15 protein-coding genes are annotated in these 19,974 nt (G+C 65.2%); 10 read left to right on the top strand and 5 right to left on the bottom strand.

The genetic code is table 11. The annotated features are described in order from the left end of the window. The first annotated feature begins 317 nt into the window (after nt 1-317). From E2I15_RS32720 to E2I15_RS32680, 9 genes are all read left to right on the top strand, one after another. Complete coding sequence (locus E2I15_RS32720; protein ID WP_170991723.1) at nt 318-1,472, top strand: iron-containing alcohol dehydrogenase; 1,155 nt, start codon at nt 318-320, stop codon at nt 1,470-1,472. Nucleotides 1,473-1,552: 80 nt separating this feature from the next. Beyond that, nucleotides 1,553-3,103 (top strand): AMP-binding protein, encoded by a 1,551-nt coding sequence (locus E2I15_RS32715; protein ID WP_137482491.1) that lies wholly within the window; start codon nt 1,553-1,555, stop codon nt 3,101-3,103. A 122-nt stretch (nt 3,104-3,225) separates the two neighbouring features. Then, the gene (locus E2I15_RS32710) at nt 3,226-3,924 is read left to right on the top strand and encodes a DUF2270 domain-containing protein (RefSeq protein WP_422109881.1); all 699 of its coding nucleotides are present in this window, start codon (nt 3,226-3,228) and stop codon (nt 3,922-3,924) included. 76 nt (nt 3,925-4,000) lie between these two features. After that, the gene (locus tag E2I15_RS32705) at nt 4,001-4,888 is read left to right on the top strand and encodes a TauD/TfdA dioxygenase family protein (RefSeq protein ID WP_137482493.1); all 888 of its coding nucleotides are present in this window, start codon (nt 4,001-4,003) and stop codon (nt 4,886-4,888) included. 418 nt (nt 4,889-5,306) lie between these two features. Further along, nucleotides 5,307-6,902, top strand: a complete 1,596-nt coding sequence (locus tag E2I15_RS32700; RefSeq protein ID WP_137482494.1) for an ABC transporter substrate-binding protein — start codon at nt 5,307-5,309, stop codon at nt 6,900-6,902. Between the two features lie 227 nt (nt 6,903-7,129). Next, nucleotides 7,130-8,077, top strand: a complete 948-nt coding sequence (locus E2I15_RS32695; RefSeq protein WP_137482495.1) for an ABC transporter permease — start codon at nt 7,130-7,132, stop codon at nt 8,075-8,077. A 217-nt stretch (nt 8,078-8,294) separates the two neighbouring features. Further along, entirely contained in the window at nt 8,295-9,188 is an 894-nt protein-coding gene (locus tag E2I15_RS32690; protein ID WP_016848340.1) for an ABC transporter permease, read from the top strand. Next, nucleotides 9,188-10,201, top strand: a complete 1,014-nt coding sequence (locus E2I15_RS32685) for an ABC transporter ATP-binding protein (protein WP_137482496.1) — start codon at nt 9,188-9,190, stop codon at nt 10,199-10,201. The genes E2I15_RS32690 and E2I15_RS32685 overlap by 1 nt, the downstream gene beginning before the upstream one ends. Next, nucleotides 10,198-11,193: an ABC transporter ATP-binding protein gene (locus E2I15_RS32680; protein ID WP_137482497.1), complete on the top strand. Its 996-nt coding sequence runs from the start codon at nt 10,198-10,200 to the stop codon at nt 11,191-11,193. The genes E2I15_RS32685 and E2I15_RS32680 overlap by 4 nt, the downstream gene beginning before the upstream one ends. 132 nt (nt 11,194-11,325) lie before the next feature. On the opposite strand, the gene E2I15_RS32675 is transcribed toward E2I15_RS32680, so the two are convergent. The 4 genes from E2I15_RS32675 to E2I15_RS32660 all read right to left on the bottom strand — a co-directional run bounded on the left by E2I15_RS32675 (nt 11,326) and on the right by E2I15_RS32660 (nt 17,630). Beyond that, entirely contained in the window at nt 11,326-13,305 is a 1,980-nt protein-coding gene (locus E2I15_RS32675; RefSeq protein ID WP_137482498.1) for an acetyl/propionyl/methylcrotonyl-CoA carboxylase subunit alpha, read from the bottom strand. Beyond that, nucleotides 13,302-14,918 (bottom strand): acyl-CoA carboxylase subunit beta, encoded by a 1,617-nt coding sequence (locus E2I15_RS32670; protein ID WP_137482499.1) that lies wholly within the window; start codon nt 14,916-14,918, stop codon nt 13,302-13,304. Before E2I15_RS32670 ends, E2I15_RS32675 begins: the two co-directional genes overlap by 4 nt. Nucleotides 14,919-15,051: 133 nt before the next feature. Further along, nucleotides 15,052-16,653, bottom strand: coding sequence for an AMP-binding protein (locus E2I15_RS32665; RefSeq protein WP_137482500.1), 1,602 nt, complete (start codon nt 16,651-16,653; stop codon nt 15,052-15,054). Nucleotides 16,654-16,763: 110 nt separating this feature from the next. Further along, nucleotides 16,764-17,630, bottom strand: coding sequence for a beta-keto acid cleavage family enzyme (locus E2I15_RS32660; RefSeq protein WP_137482501.1), 867 nt, complete (start codon nt 17,628-17,630; stop codon nt 16,764-16,766). Between the two features lie 213 nt (nt 17,631-17,843). On the opposite strand from E2I15_RS32660, the gene E2I15_RS32655 reads away from it, so the two are divergent. Continuing rightward, the gene (locus E2I15_RS32655) at nt 17,844-19,067 is read left to right on the top strand and encodes an ABC transporter substrate-binding protein (RefSeq protein ID WP_137482502.1); all 1,224 of its coding nucleotides are present in this window, start codon (nt 17,844-17,846) and stop codon (nt 19,065-19,067) included. Nucleotides 19,068-19,118: 51 nt separating this feature from the next. Here E2I15_RS32655 and E2I15_RS32650 read toward each other — a convergent pair whose 3' ends face one another. Beyond that, complete coding sequence (locus tag E2I15_RS32650; RefSeq protein WP_137482503.1) at nt 19,119-19,949, bottom strand: helix-turn-helix domain-containing protein; 831 nt, start codon at nt 19,947-19,949, stop codon at nt 19,119-19,121. Nucleotides 19,950-19,974: the final 25 nt, after the last annotated feature.

Here is a 19,974-nt window from a genome sequence, read left to right as displayed (position 1 = left end):
GATGCAGCGCGCCGCGAGGATGCGGATGTATGACTCACGCGAGCGCCACATATTCGATGTCGTCCCGGCCAAGCGCAGCGCGACCCGGGACCCATAACCACCGATGCCAATTGTTTAGCCAGCGCTCGGGCCACAGCTCACTTCAACAACACGACCCTGTGGTTATGGGTCCCTGCTTTCGCAGGGATGACAGCGGAATGGGCGGCGCGACCGTATCAAACCACCGGCAGGACCCTGATGACGGCCCCGATTTCCTCCGCTAACCTCGCCGCAAAGGGCCGCCAGCAAGGCGGACCGTGTTGAGGGAGGACAGGCGCGTGCATCGAGGCCGTGTCGTATTCGGCGCCATGGACGAGGTCGTGTTCGGGCGGCCCGCGCGTGAGGCCATCGTCGAGCAGCTGGACCGGCTGGGCGCCGAGCGCGCCTTTCTGATGGTGTCGGGCACGCTGAACCGCGAGACCGACGAGATCGAGAAGGTCCGCGCGGCGCTTGGGCCCCGCTGCGTCGGCACCTTCGACAAGATGCCGGCGCATACGCCGCGCGCCGCGGTCATCGCGGCGGCGCAGCAGGCGCGCGGCGCGAAAGCGGATTTGATCGTCACGATCGGCGGCGGCTCGATCACCGACGGCGCCAAGGCGGTGCAGCTTTGCCTCGCCAACAACGTCACGACGTCCGACGGCATCGAGACGATCCGCACCCATGGCGGCGTCTCGCCCGCGATGAATCCGCCGACCGTGCGCCAGATCAGCGTGCCGACCACCATCGCCGGCGGCGAGTTCTCGTCGATCGCCGGCGTCACCAACGAGGCCAAGCGGCAGAAGGAGATGCTGCGCCATCCGCTGGTGATGCCGCGCGCCACCATCCTCGATCCGGAACTGTCGGTGCACACGCCGGAATGGCTATTCCTGTCGACCGGCATCCGTGCCGTCGATCATTGCGTCGAAGGCATCTGCTCGCGCGAGGCGCATCCTTATGGCGACGCGCAAGCGCTGAAGGGGCTCGAGATGCTGGCGGCCGGCCTGCCGCGGGTGAAAGCCAACCCGAAGGATATTTCGGCGCGGATGGATTGCCAGATCGGCACCTGGCTCTCCACCGGGCCGCTCGCCTCGGGCGTGCCGATGGGCGCGAGCCACGGCATCGGCTACGTGCTCGGCGCCGAGTTCGACGTGCCGCACGGCTATACCTCGTGCGTGATGCTGCCCGCGGTGATGCGCTGGAACAAGCGCGACAATGCCGACCGGCAGGCGCTGGTCGCGGCCGCAATGGGACATGCGGGCGCGGACGCCGGCGATGTGCTCGACCGCTTCATCCGCGACCTCGGCATGCCGCGCAGCCTGCAAGAGGTGTGCGTCGGCCCCGAGCATTTCGACCGCATCGCAACGCAAGCGATGCGAACGCCCTGGGTGCCGCGCAATCCGCGCAAGATCGACGATCCATCCCAGGTACGCGAGATTCTGGAGATGGCTGCATAGAGCGTTTTCGAGCGAAGTGGGTACCGGTTGGCGTGAAGGAAACGCGCCAAAGCAAGAATCTGAAGGGGATGTGACGTTCGATGTACACCGGCAAGCATGCTTACCTGCGCCCGCTGCAACCCGCCTTCATCATGGCCGGGACCGGCGAGACCGTCACCTATCGTGAGCTCGAGGCGCGCTCCAACCGGCTCGCGCATCTGTTCCGCAAGCAGGGGCTGCGGCGGCTCGACCATTATTCGATCTTCATGGAGAACAACAACCGCTACCTCGAGGCCTGCGGCGCCGGCGAGCGCGCCGGGCTCTACTTCACCTGCGTCAACTCCTACCTTACCGCGGGCGAGCTCGCCTACATCCTGACCAACAGCCAGTCGCGGATCCTGATCACCTCGAAGCTGAAGCTCGACATCGCGCGCGAGGCGCTGAAGGAGTGCCCGCAGGTCGGGCTCTGCATCGTGGTCGACGGCGACAGCGAGAGCGAGCGCATCGTCGGGCTGCGCGAGGCCACCGCGGGCCTGCCGGCAACGCCGATCGCGGACGAATATGCCGGCACCGCGATGCTGTATTCCTCCGGCACGACCGGCCGGCCCAAGGGCATCGTGCGGCCGCTTCCGGAGCAGCCGCCGTCGCAGAACCTGCCGCTGTTCGATTTCCTGACCAAGCTCTGGCACTACCGCGAGGGCATGGTCTACCTCTCGCCGGCGCCGCTCTTTCACTCGGCGCCGCAGGCCGCGGTCAATCTCACCATCCGGATGGGCGGCACGGTCGTCATCATGGAGAGCTTCGATCCGGAGCGCTATCTGCAGCTGGTCGAAAAATGGGGCATCACCCACAGCCAGCTGGTGCCGACCATGTTCTCGCGTCTGCTGAAACTGCCCGAGGAAGTTCGCGCCCGCTACGACCTGTCGACCCTCGAGATCGCGATCCATGCCGCCGCGCCCTGCCCGGCGCTGGTCAAGGACGACATGATCAAATGGTGGGGTCCCATCATCCACGAATATTACGGCGCGACCGAGGGGCTCGGCTTCACCGCCTGCAACAGCGAGGAGTGGCTCGCGCATCGCGGCACCGTCGGCAGGGTCCTGCTCGGCGATCTGCATATCCTCGACGAGAACATGCAGCCCTGCCCGAAGGGAACGCCGGGCACCGTGTGGTTCAAGACCGCCACGCCATTCGAATATTTCAACGACCCCGCCAAGACCACCGAGGCGCGCTCGGCCGACGGCAGCATGAGCACGGTCGGCGACGTCGGCTATGTCGACGACGACAATTTTCTTTATCTCACCGATCGCGCCACCTTCATGATCATCTCCGGCGGCGTGAACATCTATCCGCAGGAATGCGAGAACCTGTTGATCACCCATCCCAAGGTCGCCGACGCCGCGGTGTTCGGCGTGCCCAATGTCGATCTCGGCGAGGAGGTGAAAGCGGTGGTGCAGCCGGTCGACGGCATCGCGCCGGGGCCGGAGCTTGCCGAGGAACTGATCGCGTTCTGCGCCAGCTCGCTGTCGCGCCAGAAAGTGCCGCGCTCGGTGGATTTCGAGGCCGAGCTGCCGCGGCTGCCGACCGGCAAACTCTACAAGCGCCTGCTGCGTGACCGCTATTGGGGCGACAAGACCTCGCGGATCGTGTGAACGGGCGATGCGTCGGGCCGGGCGAATGCAGCCGGAAGCGCCGGACAGCGTAACAAACTCGCCCGTCGCGCAGATTTCGCGCTATGCTCGGCGATCGCAAGCCAGCTTCGCCGGAGGCCGTCATGCCGTCGCCCAAGCCGCGCGAGCCGGAGCCGGTACAGGCCGGAAGGCTCGAATTCACCGCCGCCGAGATCGGTGCTCTTGCCCACCTCTATCGTGGCGAGATCTACCGCAGTACGGTCTGGCGCACCCGCCTCGACAGCTCGACCAACTGGGCGGTGGTAACGACCGGGATCGCGCTTTCGGCGACCTACAGCAGCGCGGAGGCTTCGCCCTTGCCGATGGTGCTGGTCGGCCTGCTGGTAACGGTGTTCCTGTTGTTCGAGGCGCGGCGCTACCGTTACTTCAACGTCTGGCGCGCCCGCGCACGGTTGCTCGAAACCGATTTCTACGCGCCGATGATCCGGGGCGAAGGTCCCTCGCCGAACTCGGCCTGGACCGAGCTGCTTGCTAACGACTACCGCAACCCAAGCTACCATATCAGCTATGTCCGGGCGATCGGCCGGCGGCTACGCCGAACCTATGGCTGGATTTTCGCGATCCAGGCCATCGCCTATTACGGCAAGCTCGCGATCCATCCGCTGCCATTGACCACGATGAGCGAGATCTGGGATCGCGCCTCGATCGGCCCGATTCCCGGAGCCATCGTGGTTCTGGCCGGCGTCGCATTCCACTCCAGCTGGGCGCTGTTCGCGTTCGTCACGCATCGCATCGAGATCGCCGATCGGCGCACGCGGCGCAATCTGATCGCAATGGGATGAGGCGCGAGCCGCGTTGCCGGTGGCGGGCTTTTCCCCTAACCTCACCCCAACAAGAAAAGTCAGGGAGGACTTGCCGATGGAAGTGATCCCACTGCGTCAGGGCTTTGGCGCCGAACTGCGCGGCGTCACGCTGTCGGACGTTGCCGCCAGCGATGCCGCCTATGCGGCGGTGCGCGCGGCGTTCGAGGAACATTCGGTGCTGGTGTTCCGCGGTCAGGAGGTCAGCGACGACATCCAGCTCGCCTTCTCGCGTCGATTCGGTCCGCCCGAGGTGACCAAGGTCGGCTCGATGGGCACCGGATCGCATTTCGTGATCCTCTCGACCTTCGGGCCCGACGGCAAGGTGGTTCCATCCGATCACCGGCAGCAGCTGCGCGCCAGGGCCAACCAGCTCTGGCACACCGATTCCTCCTTCAAGCGCGTGCCGGCGCTGACCTCGATCCTGTCGGCGCGCATCATTCCTGAACATGGCGGCGAGACCGAATTCGTCTCGATGCGGCTTGCCTTCGAGCGGCTCGACAAGGACATGGCGAAGCGGCTGGAGAACTCGTTCGCCTGGCACTCCTACGCGCATTCGCGCAGCAAGGTGGCCACGGGACTTGCAACAACCGAGGAAGTCGACGCGCTACCGCCGGTGTGCTGGCGCATGGTCTGGCGCAATCCCGTCAACGGCCGCGGCGCGCTCTATCTTGCCTCCCATGCCTATGGCGTCGAGGGCATGGATGCCGAGGCCGGCAAGGCGCTGATCGAGCAATTGACCGAAGCCGCGACCGCGCCCGACGTCAGCTATCTGCACCAATGGAAGCAGGGCGACGTCGTGATGTGGGACAACCGCGCCACCATGCATCGCGGCCGCCCCTGGCCGGCGCATGAAGGCCGCCTGATGATTCGCACCACGATCTCGGCGACCGAGGCCGACGGCGTCGCCAGCATGCACCTGCCCTCGCCGCAGGCGGCGGAGTGAGGATGCGCCCAATCAGCCTGTCCCGTCATCCTGAGGAGCGCGCACTTGCGCGCGTCTCGAAGGATCGACGGCCCGGCTGGTGGCCGTGCATCCTTCGAGGCTCGCTCCGCTCGCACCTCAGGATGACGGAAGAAGAAATTGTGCGACACGTCGGCGACAAACTGTCGCTGATTGCGGCCTGCTTCACGCCGTATCCATCGGCGTCGGCAACCGAATTCAAACGGAGATTCGCCGCTGCATAGCAAAACAACCCGAGTTCCCCGCAATCACAGCCATTATTCCCGATCCGTGGAAATTTTAACGTTGCGGGGTCATCCGAATTGCCAATCCCCGCGCGATCCTCGCTGGTTGCCCGACGGCCTCACCGTGGTATCGTCGATGCCAATCGGCCATTGAGACCGAAATGTGGGAGGGGACCATGCGGAGCGTGCAAGCGCTGGCCGTCGCGGTGTTGTCTGTGCTGATCATCAGCGACGTTTCACGCGCAGCCGAGCCGAAACCAGGCGGCATCTTCAGGATCTATCACCGCGACAGCCCCGGCAGCGCCTCGATCCACGAGGGCGCGACCTATTCGCTGAACGTTCCGTTCATGCCGATCTTCAACAATCTCGTCATCTTCGACCAGCACATCGCCCAGAACAGCCTCAGCACGATCAGGCCCGAGCTTGCGGAGAGCTGGGCCTGGAGCGGCGACAACAAGACGCTGACCTTCAAGCTGCGCAAGGACGTGAAATGGCACGATGGCAAGCCGTTCACCGCGGCCGATGTCAAATGCACCTTCGACATGCTGATGGGCAAGTCGCAGCAGAAGTTCCGGCAGAACCCGCGCAAGTCCTGGTACGAACAAGTCGAGGAGGTCACGACCAACGGCGACTATGAGGCGTCGTTCAAGCTGAAGCGGCCGCAGCCGGCGCTGTTGTCGCTGCTCGCCTCGGGCTATTCGCCGGTCTATCCCTGCCATGTGTCGCCGGCCGAGATGCGCACCAAGCCGGTCGGCACCGGCCCGTTCAAGTTCGTCGAGTTCAAGGCCAACGAGTCGATCAAGCTCACCAAGAACCCCGACTACTTCAAGAAGGGCCTGCCTTATCTCGACGGTATCGAGTTCACCATCATCCCGAACCGCTCGACCGCGATCCTCGGCTTCGTCTCCGGCAAGTTCGACATGACGTTCCCGACCGAGGTCTCGATCCCGCTGCTCAAGGACGTCAAGTCGCAGGCGCCCAACGCGGTCTGCGTGGTGGAACCGAATAACGTCTCCACCAACATCATCATCAATTCGACCGCGCCGCCGTTCGACAATCTCGACATCCGCCGCGCGCTGGCGCTCGCGCTCGACCGCAAGGCGTTCATCCAGATCATGTTCGAAGGCCAGGGTGACATCGGCGGCACCATGGAGCCGGCACCGGACGGGCTGTGGGCGATGCCGAAGGACATGCTGGAGCAGATCCCCGGCTACGGTCCGGACATCGAGAAGAACCGCGAGGAAGCCCGCAAGCTGATGCAGAAGGCGGGCTATGGCCCGGACAAGCACCTGCAGATCAAGGTCTCGACCCGCAACATCGCGGTCTATCGCGATCCCGCGATCATCCTGATCGACCAGATCAAGAGCATCTACATCGACGCCGAGCTCGACGTCGTCGACACCGCGCAATGGTTCCCGAAGATCGCCCGCAAGGACTACTCGCTCGGCCTCAACCTCACTGGCAATGCTGTCGACGAGCCCGACCAGTCGTTCTACGAGAACTATGCCTGCGGCTCGGAGCGGAACTACACCAATTATTGCAACAAGGAGATCGAGAAGCTGTTCGACCAGCAGTCGGAAGAGACCAACACCGACAAGCGCAAGAAGCTGGTCTGGGAGATCGACAAGAAGCTGCAGGAAGACGTCGCGCGTCCGATCATCTTCCATGCCCGCACCGGCACCTGCTGGCAGCCTTACGTGAAGAATGTCACGATCATGTCCAACAGCTCCTATAACGGCTATCGTTACGAAGACGTCTGGCTGGACAAGTAGGAAGGTACAGATCGGATGAGAGCCGGCGTGCCCAGGACTTCACCTCTCCCATCGGGAGAGGTCGCGCCGAAGGCCCGGGTGAAAGGTCACGTCCTATCGTGGGACCTGTGCCCCCTCACCCGGCGCTTCGCGCCGACCTCTCCCCGCTGGGGAGAGGTAAATACCTCGCCTATGCAAATTCTCGCAAGCATCGTTCCGTAGCACATCGGCGAAGGGAGAGAGCCAGGGTGTTTGCCTATATCGTGCGGCGGCTGTTCCTGATGCTGGTGACCCTGTTCGGGATCTCGGTCATCATCTTCGTGCTGCTGCGCGTCGTTCCCGGCAACATTGTCGACATCCTGTTCGACGCCGCGGGCTTCGTCGATCCCGCCGACAAGGCCAATCTCGAGCGCGAGCTCGGCCTGAGCCAGCCGATCGTGATCCAGTATCTGCACTGGATCGGCGGCCTGCTGCACGGCGACCTCGGCTATTCCTACGTCTCGGAGAAGCCGGCACTGGAGGAAATCCTGCCGCGGATTCCGATCACGGCGCGGCTTGCCGGACTGGCGCTATTGTTCTCCGCCTCGATCGGCATTCCGCTCGGCGTCATCAGCGCCGTCCACCAGGGCTCACGGCTCGATTATGCGCTGCGCGTCGTCAGCCTCAGCGGCCTGTCACTGCCGTCATTCTGGCTCGGCCTGCTGATCCTAATGGCCTCGGTTTCGCTGTTCGGCACCATGCCGATCTTCAATCCGAACCCGAAGACCTGGCTCGAGGCACTGGCCATCTATGCCGTGCCAGCGATGGCGGTCGGCTTCCGCAGCGCGGCGCTCACCATGCGCATCACCCGTTCCTCGATGCTTGAGATCCTGCGCCAGGACTATATCCGCACCGCGCGCGCCAAGGGCGCCTCCGAGGCCTCCGTGAACTATCACCACGCGCTGAAGAACGCGGTGCTGCCTGTCATCACCGTGATCGGCATCGAGGCCGCGTTCCTGATCGGCGGCCTGATCGTCACCGAGACCGTGTTCAACATCCCCGGCATCGCCCGCTTCCTGGTCGAAGCGCTGCGCTGGCGCGACTACCCGATCGTGCAGAACCTCGTGATGTTCATCGCCGTCGTGGTGGTGGTTGTGAACTTCATCGTCGACATGCTCTACGCGGCGATCGATCCACGTATCCGGTTTGGAGACTGATATGACAGCGTTGGTCGAAGGCCGAGCCCAACTCCTACCTCGCCTCGCTTGCGGGGAGAGGTCGGATCGCATCGCAGATGCGATCCGGGTGAGGGGGGCCCACCGCGAATCCAACTCCCACCGCGCTTGCGGAGACTCCCCGTCACCCCAACCCTCTCCACGCAAGCGGGAAGAGGGAGAGCGACGTTCTGCAACCATCAAGCGAAGAAGCTAACGCGTGGCAACGATCAATTTCGACAGCGAACTGCGACGTGCCGGGGCCAACGCCACCGGCGGCTGGGGACGGTTTGCGTTTCTCGCACAGCGCCATGTGCTCGGCACGGTCGGCCTCGTCATCATGCTGCTGTTCGTGCTGACCGCGATCTTCGCTAACGTCATCAGCCGCTATGATCCGCTCAGCGTCGATTCCGCGCACCGGCTGGCTGCGCCGTCCGCGCTGCACTGGTTCGGCACCGATTCCTTCGGCCGCGACGTCTGGAGCCGCATCATCCACGGCGCGCGGATCTCGCTTGCGGTCGGCATCGGCTCGACGACGCTCGGCGCCACGCTCGGCGTGATCGTGGGCCTCGCCTCCGGCTATCTCTCCGGCTGGGTCGACCTCGTGTTCCAGCGGGTGACCGACATCCTGCAATCGCTGCCGCTCTTGGTGCTCGCGCTCGTCATGACCGCGGCGCTCGGTCCCTCGCTGCCGAACGTGATCCTGGCAATCGCCATTCCCCTGATCCCCACGGTTGCGCGCGTGATCCGGGCCAACACGCTGGCGTTGCGCGAGCAGCCGTTCGTCGAGGCCGCCAAATCGATCGGCATGAGCGAGATGCGGATTGCGCTGCGCCACGTGCTGCCCAACACCATCGCGCCGCTGATCGTGCTCGCGACCGCGCAGCTCGGCTCGACCATCCTGACCGAGGCGTCGCTGTCGTTCCTTGGCCTCGGCATCCCCGAGCCCTATCCGTCCTGGGGACGCATGCTGTCGGAATCCGCCGCCGAATATGTCCGCACCGCGCCGTGGCTGGTGATCTTCCCCGGCATTGCGATCAGCCTTGCGGTATTCGGCACCAATCTGTTCGGCGACGCGCTGCGCGATATTCTCGATCCGAGGCAACGCGGCTGATGAGCGAGGCCAAGACGCTCGATACGGTTCTCGACGTGAAGAACCTGCAAACGGTGTTCTTCACCAACTCCGGTCTGTTCCGCGCGGTCGACGACGTCTCGTTCTCGGTCCGTCGCGGCGAGACGCTGGCGATCGTCGGCGAGTCCGGCTGCGGCAAGAGCGTCAGCGCGCTGTCGATCATGCGGCTGGTGCCCGATCCGCCCGGCCGCATCGTCGGCGGCTCGGTGACGCTCGAGGGCACCGACCTTTTGAAGCTCGACGATGCCGCGATGCGCGATATCAGAGGCAACCGCATCTCGATGATCTTCCAGGAGCCGATGACCTCGCTCAATCCGGTGATGCGGATCGGCGACCAGATCATCGAGGCGGTGCGGCTGCACCGGAAGGTGAGCAGCAAGGAGGCCTGGAAGCAGGCCGTCGACATGCTGCGGCTGGTGCGTATCCCGGAACCGGAGCGCCGCGCGCTGGAATATCCGCATCAGCTCTCCGGCGGCATGCGCCAGCGTGCCATGATCGCGATGGCGTTGGCGTGCCGGCCGGCGCTCCTGATCGCGGACGAGCCGACCACGGCGCTCGACGTCACCATCCAGGCGCAGATCCTGGCGCTGATCGTCGATCTGCAAAAGCGGCTCGGCACCGGGCTGATCCTGATCACCCACGACCTCGGCGTCGTCGCGCAAACCGCGCAGCGCGTGATCGTGATGTATGCCGGCAAAAAGGTCGAGGAGGCGACGGTCGAAGCTTTGTTCGAGACGCCGCTGCATCCCTACACGCGCGGGCTGATGGCCTCGATGCCGGCGGTGATCGCGCTCGGCGCCAAGACCGATGCGCGGCTGACCGAAATCCCCGGCATGGTGCCGTCGCTGACCAGGCTGCCGCCCGGCTGCGCCTTCGCGCCGCGCTGCAAGCTGGCGGTCGACCGCTGCCGTCAGGAATATCCGCCGCTCGACGAGATCAAGAGCAATCATTGGGCGGCGTGCTGGCGTGCCGGCGAGATAGCGGAGGCGTCATGACCGAACAACGCCCGCTCCTCGAGGTGACCGACCTCGTCAAGCACTACGCGGTGCGCGGCGGTGTGCTGCGCCGGCGGGTCGGCACTGTGCATGCGGTCGACGGCGTCAGCTTCGCGCTTGGCGCCGGCGAGACGCTCGGGCTGGTCGGCGAATCCGGCTGCGGCAAGTCGACGGTGGCGCGCACCGTGCTGCGGCTGGTCGAGCCGACCAGCGGCGCCATCAAGCTGGATGGCGAGGACATCGCGCCGCTTAGCAAGACCGCGCTGCGGCCGTACCGGCGCTCGATGCAGATCGTGTTCCAGGATCCATTCGCCTCGCTCAACCCGCGCATGACGGCCGGCGACATCGTCGGCGAGCCCCTCATTGTGCATGGCCTTGCGACCGGCGCGAAGAAGCAGGAGCGTGTCGCGGAGCTGTTCCAGCAGGTCGGCCTGCGGCCTGACCAGATGAAGAACTTTCCGCACCAGTTCTCCGGCGGCCAGCGCCAGCGCATCTGCATCGCGCGCGCGCTGTCGCTCGGTCCGCGGCTGATCGTCTGCGACGAGCCGGTCTCGGCGCTCGACGTCTCGATCCAGGCGCAGGTGATCAATCTGCTGATCGACCTGCAGCGCCAGCAGAACTTCTCCTATCTGTTCATCGCGCATGATCTCGCTGTCGTCGCCCATATCAGCCACCGCGTCGCGGTGATGTATCTCGGCCGCATTGTCGAGATCGCCGACAAACACGAGCTGTTCGCCAATCCGCGCCATCCCTACACCCAGGCGCTGCTCGCCTCGGTGCCGATCGCCGATCCGAAGGCGAAACGCACCGCCCCCCTGATTGACGGCGATGTCCCGAGCCCGATCAATCCACCTTCAGGCTGCGCCTTCCACACCCGCTGCCGCTACGCGATGGATCGCTGCAAGACCGAACGCCCGGTGCTGCAGGCGGCCGGCCCGACGCATCAGGTCGCCTGCTGGCTGAATGACGGGACGGGGCAAGGGGCCTCATAAATCAGTGTCGTCCCGACGATGGCCGGGACCGATTACCCCGAATGCCCGTTGATCTGCCAAGCTGGGGCAACAGCTTGTTCCAACAACATACAGCGGTGGTTATGGGTCCCGGCCTGCGCCGGACGACGGCGGTTAGGCGACCGCCTCGATCTCCACCACGATCTTCCCGGTCGTCACCTGCTCGCCCTCGGCGACATCGATCGACGACACCGTGCCCGCGACGCCGGCGGTGTGGACGTGCTCCATCTTCATCGCTTCCAGCGTCATCACCGGCTGGCCGGCCGCGACCTTGTCGCCCGGCTTCACCAGCACCGCGACGACCCGGCCGTTCATGGCGGCACGGACCTTGCCGTCGCCGCCGGCCGCCGTCGCGCTCTCCGGCGGCGCCAGCGTGAGATCGCGCGCGGCCAGCGTGACGCCGCGATGCAGGATATAGAGCCGATCGCCGTCGCGCAGGAATTTGGCCTGCTCCATCACCCCATCGTGGTGGAAGCGGATGCTGTCCTGGCCGAGCTCGTCGATCACGAAGCTGAAGCGATCGCCGTCGCGGATCGCGAGATAGCTGCCGTCCCGCTCGCGGACAATCTCGGTCTCCTGCACGCCGTGGCCGAGATCGATTCGCAGGCCGAGCGGGAATGTCGCTGACAGCGACCGGCCGCGCTGCCATGGCGGCGCGTGCGGGTGGGTACCGTAGAGCAGCAGCGCCGCAAGCGCGACATCGCTGCCGCGATCGGGCCGGACAGCGAGCAGCGCTTCGCGGGTGTCGCCGATGAAGGCCGTGGTCGCCTCGCCCCTAGCAAAGACCGGATGGCGCAGGCAATCGATCAGGAAGCCCTGGTTGGTGGTGACGCCGAAGGCCGTGACCTGCTCCAGGGCGGAGATCAGCTTGCCACGCGCCTCGTCGCGGGTCGCGCCGTGGCTGATGACCTTGGCAATCATCGAATCGTAGAACGGCGGAATCTCCGAGCCGGACTGCAGCGCATGCTCGACGCGGATACCATCGGGCATCTGCCACCGCGCCATCGTGCCGGATTGCGGCATGAAATCGTGCGCGGCATCCTCCGAGCAGAGCCGGACCTCGATGGCATGGCCGGAGAACTTGACGTCCTCCTGGGTCAAGCCGAGGGGCGCGCCGCTGGCGACGCGCAGCTGCAATTCGACCAGATCGAGCCCGGTGATCGCCTCGGTGACGGGATGCTCGACCTGCAGCCGCGTGTTCATCTCCATGAAGTAGAAATTGCCGGCACGATCGAGCAGGAATTCCAGCGTGCCCGCACCCTCGTAGCCGATCGCCCTGACCGCCTGCACCGCGACCGCGCCCATCCGCGCGCGCAGTTCCGGCGTCACCGCCGGCGACGGTGCCTCCTCGACCAGCTTCTGGTGCCGCCGCTGCACCGAGCAATCGCGCTCGCCGAGATGGATGGCGTTGCCATGGCGGTCGCCGAACACCTGGATCTCGATGTGGCGGGGATTGACGATCGCGCGCTCCAGAATGACGGTCGGATCGCCGAACGCACCCTGCGCCTCCGACCGCGCGCTGCGCAGCGCGTCGGGAAATGCCGCCGCATCGGTGACCAGCCGCATGCCGCGGCCGCCGCCGCCGGCGACCGCCTTGATCATCACGGGAAATCCGATCGTCCTGGCTTCCGCCAGCATCACGGCATCGCTCTGGTCGGCGCCCTGATAGCCGGGCACGCAGGGCACGCCGGCCCGCTGCATGATCTCCTTGGCGCCGGCCTTGTTGCCCATCGCAAGGATCGCTTCCGGCGACGGACCGATGAACACCAGACCCGCATCGCGGCAGGCCTGCGCAAAATCCTCGCTCTCGGCGAGGAAGCCATAGCCGGGATGCACCGCGCCGGCGCCGCTCGCCTTGGCGGCGGCGATGATCGCATCGATCTTCAGATAGGATTGCGCCGGCAGCGCCTCGCCGATCCGCACCGCCTGGTCGGCCTCGCGCACATGCAGCGCGTCGCGGTCGGCGTCCGAATAGACGGCGACGACGCCATGGCCGAGCCGCCGTGCCGATCGCATGATGCGCAGCGCAATCTCGCCGCGATTGGCGATCAGGATCTTGAAGAACGGCGTCCGCTTCACGATTGCCCCGCTCATGGCCGCGCCACCGAGAACTGCATGCGCTGCGGGCTGCGGGCCTCGGCCTCGCGGCAGATCGAAAGCACCTCTGACAGCACCGTCCGCGTGTCGCGCGGATCGATCACGCCGTCGTCGAGCACGCGGGCGCTGGTCGAGAACACGTCCATCTGGCTGTCGAACACGCCCGTGATCTGCGCTTTCATCGCGTCCAGCTTCTCCTTCTCGATCGGCTTGCCGCGCCGCGCGGCGGCGGCTTCGGTGACGATCGCCATGGTTTCGGCGGCCTGCTCGCCGCCCATCACGGCGGTCTTGGCGTTGGGCCAGGAGAAGCAGAAGCGCGGGTGGAAACCGCGGCCGCACATGCCGTAATTGCCGGCGCCGAACGAGGCGCCGCAATACAGCGTGATCTGCGGCACCGTCGCCGAGGTCACCGCCTGGATCATCTTCGAGCCGTGCTTGATCATGCCGGCCTCTTCATAGGCTCGGCCCACCATGTAGCCGGTGGTGTTGTTCATGTAGAGGATCGGGGTGCGCGACTGGCAGCAGGCCTGAATGAAATGCGTGGCCTTGTTGGCGCCGGGCACATCGAGCGGACCGTTGTTGGTGATGATGCCGATCGCTTGGCCGTGGATGCGGGCATGGCCGCAGACCGTCGCCGGACCGTAATTGGCGCCGAACTCGGTGAAGTCGGAATCGTCGATGAAGCGCGCGATCGCCTGGCGCATGTCGACGGGACGCTTGTGATCCATCGGCATGATGCCGAGCAGTTCCTCGGCGTCATAGCGCGGCGGCTTGAATGCAGCCGAGTCGCGGTCCGGACGATCCCAAGGCAGCTTGGCCATGATGTCGCGCGCGATGCGCAGTGCATCGCGGTCGTCCTCGGCGAGATAATCGCCGAGGCCCGAGATCGAGGTGTGCATCTCGGCGCCGCCGAGTTCCTCCTCGGTCGCGATCTCGCCGGTGGCGGCCTTGAGCAGAGGCGGACCGGCGAGGAAGGCGCGGGTGCGGCCGCGCACCATCACAATGTAGTCGGACAGGCCCGTCTGGTAGGCGCCGCCCGCGGTCGAGGAGCCATGGGTGACGGTGACGACGGGAAGCCCCGCCGCCGACAGCCGCGCCAGGTTGCGGAAGATGTTGCCGCCGCGGACGAAGTCCTCGACACGGTAGCGCAGCAGATTGGCGCCGGCGCTCTCGACCAGCTGCACATAGGGCAGCTTGTTCTCCAGCGCGAGTTCCTGCACCCGCAGCGTCTTGTCGAGGCCGTAGGGCTGCAATGCGCCCGCGTCGATGCCGGCATCATTGGCGCTGACCATGCAGCGGATGCCGGAGACGAACCCGATGCCGGCGACCAGTCCGCCGCCGGGCACGCTCTTGTCCGCATCCGCCACGTCGAACATGTAGCCGGCGAGCGTCGACAGTTCGAGGAAGGGCGAGCCGGGATCGAGCACCAGCGCGACGCGCTCGCGCGGCAACAGCTGGCCGCGCTTGTGGAAGCGGTCCTTTGCCGCGGCGGAGGCCGCGCGCGTTCGCTCCTCCAGGGCGCGCATCCGGGCGATCAGCGCCAGCATGCCGTCGCGATTGCCCTGGAACGCGGCGCTGCCGGTGGAAATCGTGTTCTCGATGATGGCCATCAAACTTGCTCCGTCATTCCGGGGCGATACGAGAGCATCGAACCCCAATGCGCAATTGCGCATTGTGGAATCTCTAGGTTCCGGGTTCGCGCAAATGCGCGCCCCGGAACGACGCCATTCTTGTGAGTCATCATCACGTGTTCTTTCCGTCGAAATGCCCGCCATACTGCTGCCGCAGCTCAACCTTGCGCAGCTTGCCGGTCGCGGTCATCGGCATCTCCTCGAGGATACGCACCAGCTTCGGCACCTGGAAGCCGCCGAGATGCTTTCTGCAATGCGCCTCGATGCTGGCCTCGTCGGCCACCGCGCCGGGTTTCAGCTTGACGAAGGCGGAGACCGCCTCGCCCCATTGCGGATGCGGCAGGCCGACCACAGCGGCGTTCTGCACGGCGGGATGCGCCAGCAACGTCTCCTCGATCTTGACGGAGGCAACGTTCTCGCCGCCCGACTTGATCATATCCTTCTTGCGGTCGAGGAACAGCACCTCGCCATTGCCGTCGATCAGGGCAAGATCGCCGGTATGGTGCCAGCCGAACTTGCGCGCCTCCTCGGTCGATCTGGGGTCCTTGTAGTAGCCCATCATCACATTGGGCCCGCGATGCACCAGCTCGCCGATCTCGCCGCGCGGCAGCAGGTTGCCGTTGTCGTCCATGATCGCGGTTTCGTTGACGATCAGCGATTCGCCCCAGTAATTGCCAAAGCGATCGAGCTGCACCTCCGGGCGGGACATCGTCGTCGCCGGATACATCTCGGTCTGACCGCTGGACAGGACGAAGTTCTGACAGAGATCGCCGATGGCGCGCTCGAGCAGCGGCTTGCCCATCGGCGCCATGGTGTAGATGCAGCAGCGTAGACCCGACAGGTCGTAGTCGCGCCGGCGCGGATGGTCGAGGATCGCCTGGTACATCAAGGACAGGCCGACGAACACGGTGAGCCTATCGCGGACGATCGCCTCCATGCAGGCGACCGGATCGAAGCCGCGCATCAGCGCCATGCGGCCGCCGACCGAGAGATAGCTGAGCAGCAGCACGTGGCCGGCGCAGTGGAACAGCGGAAACTGTCCCGTGATCCCGTCAGCGCGCGAGAGCTGCATCTCGATGCAGTTGCTCATCACGGCCATCACGACGGCAAGGTGGCAATGCATCGCGCCCTTCGGCCGCGAGGTCGTACCTGACGTATAGATGATCATCGCGAGGTCGCGGTCGTTGATCTCGATGTCAGGCTCGATATCGGACTGCCCCTCCAGCAGATCGTTGAACTCCTGCAATCCGGTCTTGCCGGCATGGCCGGTCAGGTCGATCGCAATCATCTCCATGCCGCGCGCTTCCAGCGCGGCGCGGCGGTCAGCCTGGGCATGAAGGGCGTCGTCGATGACGGCGAAACGCACCTCGGCATGGCCGAGGATGTAGTCCATGTCAGACGGTCCGAGCATGGTGTTGATGGGCACCCAGACCAGGCCGGCGCGGTGAATGCCGAACAGCGCTTTGACGAATTCGACGGAATTGTTGCAGATGGTGGAAATCTTCTCGCCCGGCTTCAGCCCGCGCTGCACCAGATGATTGGCGAAGCGATTGGCGTCACGCTCGAGCTCGGTGAAGGTGACCTGCCGGCCGCCGTCGGTCAACGCGACGCGATCCGGAAACCGCCGCGCGGCGCGCTTCAGGAGATCGCCGATCGCGACCCGCCCGATGCGGCCCGGCCCGGTGACACCGCCGGTTGCTGCGAGATTGTGCATGTATGTTGTCTCCCTGCTCCGTCATTCCGGGATGCGCGAAGCGCAGACCCGGAATCCAGAGATGTGGCGCGAGATTCCGGGTTCACGCTTCGCGTGCCCCGGAATGACGGTCAGCGCCTGACCCCGAAAATCTGCCGCGCCTCGGCCGGGCTTGCAATCTCGCGGCCGGCGCGGCGCGCGCAGGCGGCGAGCCCTTCGACGAGCTGCCCATTCGACGTCACCTTGGTGCCGTCGCCGAGATAGAACGTATCCTCGAGCCCGCTGCGCAGATGGCCGCCGAGATCGGCGGCGCGCTGATGCAGCGGCCAGATCTCGGCGCGGCCGATCGCGGTGACCTGCCAATGCGCCTCCGGCGCCTTCAGCTTCAACAGGATCGGCAACAGCTCCGGATCGGCCGGCATGCCCGAGGCGACGCCCATCACGAAATTGTATTCGAGCGGGCCGGAATACATCCCGGTCTGCCGGTACATGCCGACGCAGCGCACGATGCCGACATCGAAGCATTCGAATTCGGGAATGGTGCCGACCGCTTTCATCACGTCGAGATAGTCCTGCACCTTCTCGACCGCGTTATCGAACATCATCGGCGGCCAGGCCCAGGTGTTGTCGGCCTTCACCTTGAGATAGTTCAGCGAGCCGGCATTGCAGGCCGCGATCTCTGGCCGGGTCTCGCGCACGCAATCGAGCGCGCCCTGGTAGTTCGGGCCTGACGTGCCGGTGGTGTGGTTGATGATCACGCCGGGGCAGGCTTCGCGGATCGCCTGCTGGATCTCCTTGCTGACACCGACCTCCCACGACGGCAGATGGCCTTTGTTCGGCTCCTGCTGCCGCAGATGGATGTGCATGATGCTGGCGCCGGCGTTGAACGCGGCCTTGGCCTCGCGCGCCATCTGCTCCGGCGTCACCGGAACGTTGTGCTGCTTCGGGTCGGTAAGCACGCCGTTCAGCGCGCAGGTGATGACGGCCTTGTCGCTCATGGGTCTCTTGTCCGCTTTGCAGCGCCCATGCGCTGCTGATTTTGCCATGATGAGAAATTTGCCTTCGCGCCATCTTGCGTTGACTGGCTAAGTGGATGCGCTCACGACACAATCCGCCGCCAGCCGGTTAACACAAGACGCGACGCCCGCGTGACGGATAGCCTTGCTGTAAGCAGAAGCGGCGCAACAAGCCGGCATCACGGGGAGAAAGTCATGATCTCGATCAACAGGCGCGCATGGCTTACCGGCGCGGCCGGCGTGGGGCTTGCCGCAGTCGCAGGCGTCCGAGCTTCACTTGCCGAGGACACGCCCGGCGTCACCGCGACCGAGATCAGGATCGGCAGCACCACCTCCCTGAGCGGCCCGGTATCCGCGCTCGGCGTGCAGGCGCGCTGCCAGGAAGCCTATTTCAAGATGCTGAACGAGCAGGGCGGCATCGCCGGCCGGCAGATCAAGTACATCTATTACGACGACGCGTTCAATCCGGCGAAGACGGTCGAGCAAGTGCGCCGCCTGATCGAAAGCGACAATGTCGCCTTCCTGTTCAACATGCTCGGCACCGCGCCGAACTCGTCGGTCGTCAAATACATCAACGCCGCCAAGGTGCCGCATCTGTTCCTGTCGGTGAACGGCGACAAATGGGGCGACTACAAGACCTATCCCTGGACCATGGGCTTTGCGCCGAGCGCGCGGACCGAGGCGCAGGTGTTCGTCAAATACGCGCTGAGCCAGAACAAGAACGCGAAGTTCGCGGTGCTCTACCAGAACGACGACCTCGGCAAGGATTTCGTCGCCGGGGCCAAGGACGTGCTCGGCGAGCGGTTCGCGACCGCAGCCGTGGTGGCCTCGCACGAGGTCACCGATCCCACGATCGATTCCCAGATCGTGGCGCTGCGCGGCGCCAATCCCGATGTGCTGATCTCGGGCACCACGGCAAAGTTCTGCGCGCAGTCGATTCGCAAGATTTATGAGCTCGGCTGGAAGCCGATGCACTTCATCGCTAGCGGCGCCGCCTCGATCTCATCGACCATTGCGCCTGTCGGCCTCGACAAGTCGCAGGGCACGATCTCGTCGGCCTATGTGAAGGACGTCGCCGACCCGGCCTGGGCCAACGATCCCGGCGTGAAGAACTTCCTCGCCTTCATGGAAAAGTACTTCCCCGACGGCAATCCGAAGGAGGGCTACAACCTCTACGCCTACACGGTGGCGCAGGTCTTGAAGATCGTGCTCGAGCAATGCAAGGGCAATTTCAGCCGCGACAACATCATGGCGCAGGCCAACAACCTGAAGGACATCGAGGTGCCGACACTGTTGCCCGGCATCCGCGTCAACACCAGCCCGACCAATCATCACCCGCTGCAGCAGCTTCAGCTGCAACGGATCGAAGGACCCGGCTGGCTGCGGTTCGGCGAGGTGATCCAGGGCGCGAATTTCTGAATGGAGAAGAATCCCAGGTGTCGTCCGGGCTTTCGCCAGGACGACGGATCGTTACGTCAATGCGCGCTCGCTTGCCGCCTGTCCGGTGCGATAGATCGCAAGGTCCCGCGAGCCGGAGAAGATCGCGCGCGGCTTCAAGCCATAGAAGCGACGAATCGAGTGACTGAAATGCGTCGAGTCGGGATAGCCGATATCCTGCGCGAGATGCGCGAGGTTGATGTCCTGGTTGGCGAAGTGCAGCAGATGCCGCGCGCGCTTCCAGGCGCGGAAGGAGCGGAACGAGATCCCGGTCTCCTCCTTGAACAGATGCAGGAAGCGCGAGGGCGATAGCCCGGCCTCGGCGGCGCAGCCTGCCGCGGTCACCGGCTCGCCGGAGAACTGCCCGATGCGGCCGATCGCGCGCACGACACGCGGATCGAGCACACGCTGCGGCAGCGCGTCACCGAAGCACATGGTATCGAACTCGGCATTCGCGATCGCATCGCGGTGTTGCATCTCGGCGAGCGTCGCATAGGCGTTGCGAATCCGGTTCGCGAACAGATGAGAGTCCGGTCCTTGCAAACGGCGGGCGACCGCCTCAAGCGTGCCGTCGGGCACGCTCTCCGGCTCGATCGCGACGCAGATCGCCGAGCGATATTCGCTGGTGATGGTGTGGCGCAGGTTCGGCATCGTCACCGCGAGCTCGCCATGCGACTCGCGGCCGTCGCTGGTCGACAGATGCAGCCCGTCGCGGATCGCGACATAGACATGGAATGCGCCGGGGCAGCGCTCGCGCGGGCGTCCGAGCAGCCCGGCATAGAACACCCGTTCCGGCGTAATCAGCATCCGGTGACCGGATTGCTGGCTGGAGCTCTGGCACTTCGCGTCCACGATCGCGTCCATGGCGGTTCCTCCTCGCGCGGCTCTT

Origin of the sequence: Bradyrhizobium sp. BR2003, assembly GCF_009720285.1 — a bacterium.
Lineage (GTDB): Bacteria > Pseudomonadota > Alphaproteobacteria > Rhizobiales > Xanthobacteraceae > Bradyrhizobium > Bradyrhizobium elkanii.
The sequence above is the reverse complement of the archived record's forward strand: the minus strand, read 5'-3'. Positions and strand labels throughout refer to the sequence as shown.

What these genes read in the sequence shown, in the direction of transcription:
- E2I15_RS32715 (WP_137482491.1), top strand. Translation starts at nt 1,553, where the DNA reads ATGTACACCGGCAAGCATGCTTACCTGCGCCCGCTGCAACCCGCCTTC.
- E2I15_RS32710 (WP_422109881.1), top strand. Translation starts at nt 3,226, where the DNA reads ATGCCGTCGCCCAAGCCGCGCGAGCCGGAGCCGGTACAGGCCGGAAGG.
- E2I15_RS32705 (WP_137482493.1), top strand. Translation starts at nt 4,001, where the DNA reads ATGGAAGTGATCCCACTGCGTCAGGGCTTTGGCGCCGAACTGCGCGGC.
- E2I15_RS32700 (WP_137482494.1), top strand. Translation starts at nt 5,307, where the DNA reads ATGCGGAGCGTGCAAGCGCTGGCCGTCGCGGTGTTGTCTGTGCTGATC.
- E2I15_RS32685 (WP_137482496.1), top strand. Translation starts at nt 9,188, where the DNA reads ATGAGCGAGGCCAAGACGCTCGATACGGTTCTCGACGTGAAGAACCTG.
- E2I15_RS32680 (WP_137482497.1), top strand. Translation starts at nt 10,198, where the DNA reads ATGACCGAACAACGCCCGCTCCTCGAGGTGACCGACCTCGTCAAGCAC.
- E2I15_RS32675 (WP_137482498.1), bottom strand. Translation starts at nt 13,305, where the DNA reads ATGAGCGGGGCAATCGTGAAGCGGACGCCGTTCTTCAAGATCCTGATC.
- E2I15_RS32670 (WP_137482499.1), bottom strand. Translation starts at nt 14,918, where the DNA reads ATGGCCATCATCGAGAACACGATTTCCACCGGCAGCGCCGCGTTCCAG.
- E2I15_RS32665 (WP_137482500.1), bottom strand. Translation starts at nt 16,653, where the DNA reads ATGCACAATCTCGCAGCAACCGGCGGTGTCACCGGGCCGGGCCGCATC.
- E2I15_RS32660 (WP_137482501.1), bottom strand. Translation starts at nt 17,630, where the DNA reads ATGAGCGACAAGGCCGTCATCACCTGCGCGCTGAACGGCGTGCTTACC.
- E2I15_RS32655 (WP_137482502.1), top strand. Translation starts at nt 17,844, where the DNA reads ATGATCTCGATCAACAGGCGCGCATGGCTTACCGGCGCGGCCGGCGTG.
- E2I15_RS32650 (WP_137482503.1), bottom strand. Translation starts at nt 19,949, where the DNA reads ATGGACGCGATCGTGGACGCGAAGTGCCAGAGCTCCAGCCAGCAATCC.